Below are 3,251 nucleotides of genomic sequence, written 5' to 3'. Positions count from 1 at the left end.
CTCGATGGTGGTGATGTGGATCAGCGAGGTGATCACCGAACGGGGCATCGGCCAGGGGGCCTCCCTGGTGATCTTCATCAACATCGTCGCCACCCTGCCCAAGGCGCTGGGCTCCACCATCCAGCTGCCGGCAGATGGCCAGCCCCAGGCCGGTGCCCGCCTGGGGGGCGTTGGCGGTGGTGCCCAGCTGGGAGAAGGGCTGGAACAGGCGCTCCAGCTGGTCGGCGGCGATGCCGACCCCGGTGTCGGCGACGGCGAACTCCAGCGGGGTCGTTGCCTGCTGCGGTGGGTTCGCCCCAGCCCCTGCCCGCGCCGACGGGGCCCCGACCCCCACCGACACCACGACGCGGCCGGCATCGGTGAACTTGATGGCATTGCCGACCAGGTTGAGCAGGATCTGGCGCAGGCGGATGGCGTCGGTGACGATGGCCTCGGGAAGCTCCGCGGGCAGCACCAGGGACAGGTCGATCGCCTTGATCCGGGCGAGGCTGGAGCAGGCGGCGATGGTCTCCTCCAGCAGGGGGCGCAGCCGGCAGGGGGCCAGCTCCAGCGCCACATGACCGGACTCGATCTTGGTGAAGTCGAGGATGCCGTTGAGCAGGGTGAGCAGGGATTCCCCCGAGCTGTGGACGATGTCGAGACACTCCCGCTGCTGCGCCGAGAGCTCCGTGGCCAGCACCAGGCCGGTCATGCCGATGACGCCGTTGAGCGGGGTGCGGATCTCATGGCTGAGGGTGGCGAGGAAGGTGGTCCTGGCCCGTTCGGCGGCGGCCATGGCCTGGAAGGCCCTGGCACGGGCCTTGAGGGAGCGGCGATGGAAGTTGGCCGCCAGCACCGAGAAGCCGGCGCTGCCGAGCAGACCCAGCAGGTAGGTGAGCTGCAGGGGGAACTCCTTGTCCTGCAGCTGGGCCAGCGAGATGTCGAGTCCGACGAAGCCCACCAGCACCCCGTCGCGGTCGCGGATGGGGGCGAAGCCGCTCATGAAGGACCCGAAGTGATCGGAGTAGGGCCTGCTGCTGACGGTGACCATCCCGCTCCGGGCGGCGCGCAGGGCATCGTCGGAGGGATCGACGTAGAGGTCGCCGACGCTGACGGCGCTGGCCGGGACGCTGGGGTTCTGGATGTAATAGGTGCTGTCGAGCGTGAAGCGGAGCCCCTCCGGGGTGACGATGAAGACGTAGGCGTAAAAGATGTCAGGTACGAGCCTGCGCAGCCGCAGCAGGGGTGCGGTGGCGCGGCGGTAGTCCGCATTTCCCGTCTGCTCCGGCCTGGTGACGGCGGAGACGAGGGCCGGATCCATCTCGCTGGCGGCGATGCTCACCAGGTTGTGCAGGTTGTCGCGCACCTGGTTGCGCAGCAGTCGGGTGGCGCTCACATAGTTGGCGCTGAGGGCCACCCCCGCGACGGCGAAGATCATGGCGGCCAGCAGCACGCTCTCGCCGCGAATCCGCTGGCGGCTCCATCCGGGGGCGGGATCGCTGCTGAGGCGTTCAGACCACGCGAAGCCGCCAAACACACGGGAGAGCGGGCCAGCCAGGAGTCCTCAGCGCACGGCACAATGCTGGTCTAAACGGTCGACACCCCGATCGCTTCAGGCCAGGCGCCGATCGTGTCGGGGGTGAGGAGATGTGAACCGCGGTGGGGCCCCCGAAAGGCCTTGCCTACGTTTGGTCAGAGGAAGGGGCTCCCCATGCGCGCGAACGTGGCTCCCCGCGAAGCGGCACGGCTGGAAGCTCTGAAGGATTACCACATCCTCGATACGGCGGCCGAGGAGTCGTACGACGCCATCACCTTCCTGGCCGCCCAGCTCTGCGACGTGCCGATCGCCCTGATCAGCCTGGTGGATGCGGATCGCCAGTGGTTCAAGTCCCGGGTGGGACTGGCGGCCAGCGAGACGAGCCGGGATGTGTCCTTCTGCGCCCACGCGATTCTCGGCGACCAGACCCTCGTGGTCAGGGATGCCCGTGAGGATGAACGCTTCCGGAGCAACCCGCTGGTCTGCAGCGAACCGAACATCGTCTTCTACCTGGGGGTGCCCCTGTGCACACCCTCGGGGGCCAAGATCGGCACGCTCTGCGTCATCGATCAGCGGCCCCGGGAGCTCAGCGACCTGCAGATCCGCGCCCTCGAGACCCTCGCCCACCAGGTGGTGCTGCAGCTGGAACTGAAGCGGATCTCCGACCGACTGGCCGCCGCCCTGGAGCGCATCGAGGTGATGGAGACCCTGATCCCGATCTGCTCCTACTGCAAGGGCATCCGCAACGACCAGGGCTACTGGCAGACCGTGGAGTCCTTCATCAAGAGCCACGACAACGTCGAGTTCTCCCATGGGGTGTGCAACGCCTGCATGGCGAAGTACTTCCCGGAGGTGACTCCCTTCGCGGAAGGCCCCACGGAGCAAGGGGATCAGCCCTGAAGGCACCCGTGGCCAGGCGAATCCCCTGAGGCGGGTTCAGCCGGGTTGGGGAGTCTGCAGCTTGTAGCCGCTGTCGATGGTGCTGTCGGGCAGCGGCTGGCTTTCCTCGTTGGGGATCATCACCTCGATGTAGGCGGCGCCATCGTGGCTGTCGATCCGATCCAGCACCTGGTCGAGTTCCGCCACGGTGCTCACCTTCGCCGTCAGCCAGTTCCTGCAACCGAAGGCCTCGGGCAGGAGGTGGTACTGGACGGCCGCCAGATCGTCGTAGCCATGACCGCGCTCACTGATCACATCCTCGATGCCGAAGAGGCCGTTGTTGAGCACGAAGATCCTCGGTTTGACGCCATAACGGCCCATCACCCCGATCTCATTGAGGGTGAGCTGGTGGGAACCGTCGCCGGTCACCATCCAGGTATGGCCGGAGGTCTTGGCCATCACCACTCCGAGGCAGGCCGGCGTGGCCCAGCCGATGGATCCCCAGAGGCCCTGGCCTTCCGCCGTGACGCCTTCCGGCAACAGCATGCGGTTGAGGTGCGTCATGCAGGTGCCCGTCTCGATCACCACCGTGTCACCGGCCCGCAGCCGCTGCCGCAGGCGTGGGTAGAAGGTGGCGGAGGTGGTGGGATCGCCGGCGGCGCCGGTGAGGGCTGGCGGGGCGAGCTTGAGGCCGTGATCGGCACAACGGGTGGTGACGCGCTCGCACAGTGAGGTGGATGGCTTTTATTGGACAGATTCGGCCCCTGACATCGTTAACTCTGGGCGGGAAGGACAGGGTTTGGTCTCAGTGTAGACCTCATGGGGAGTTTTGCCTCCCAGTGCGCTGTGCGGTCTT

At 67.1% G+C, this 3,251-nt stretch carries 2 protein-coding genes and 2 pseudogenes; 2 read left to right on the top strand and 2 right to left on the bottom strand.

The features are described 5' to 3' along the window. Positions 1-139: pseudogene (locus VB737_RS06075) on the top strand (preprotein translocase subunit SecY); the annotation flags it as partial. A gap of 42 nt (positions 140-181) precedes the next feature. Here the strand turns inward: VB737_RS06075 and VB737_RS06070 are convergent. After that, a pseudogene (locus tag VB737_RS06070) lies at positions 182-775 on the bottom strand (histidine kinase dimerization/phospho-acceptor domain-containing protein); the annotation flags it as partial. A 915-nt stretch (positions 776-1,690) separates the two neighbouring features. Here VB737_RS06070 and VB737_RS06065 point away from each other — a divergent pair. Further along, positions 1,691-2,416 carry a GAF domain-containing protein gene (locus tag VB737_RS06065; protein WP_500311988.1) on the top strand — a complete coding sequence of 242 codons (726 nt, stop codon included), beginning with the start codon at positions 1,691-1,693 and terminating at the stop codon, positions 2,414-2,416. A 36-nt stretch (positions 2,417-2,452) separates the two neighbouring features. On the opposite strand, the gene VB737_RS06060 is transcribed toward VB737_RS06065, so the two are convergent. Then, positions 2,453-2,959 (bottom strand): thiamine pyrophosphate-dependent enzyme, encoded by a 507-nt coding sequence (locus VB737_RS06060; RefSeq protein ID WP_500311986.1) that lies wholly within the window; start codon positions 2,957-2,959, stop codon positions 2,453-2,455. Between the last annotated feature and the right edge of the window lie 292 nt (positions 2,960-3,251).

This window comes from Synechococcus sp. BA-120 BA3, from assembly GCF_034931285.1.
GTDB lineage: Bacteria > Cyanobacteriota > Cyanobacteriia > PCC-6307 > Cyanobiaceae > Cyanobium.
This window is presented reverse-complemented; position numbering and strand designations above follow the sequence as displayed.

Coding starts and splice junctions, on each gene's coding strand:
- VB737_RS06065 (WP_500311988.1), top strand. CDS start 1,691: ATGCGCGCGAACGTGGCTCCCCGCGAAGCGGCACGGCTGGAAGCTCTG.
- VB737_RS06060 (WP_500311986.1), bottom strand. CDS start 2,959: ATGACGCACCTCAACCGCATGCTGTTGCCGGAAGGCGTCACGGCGGAA.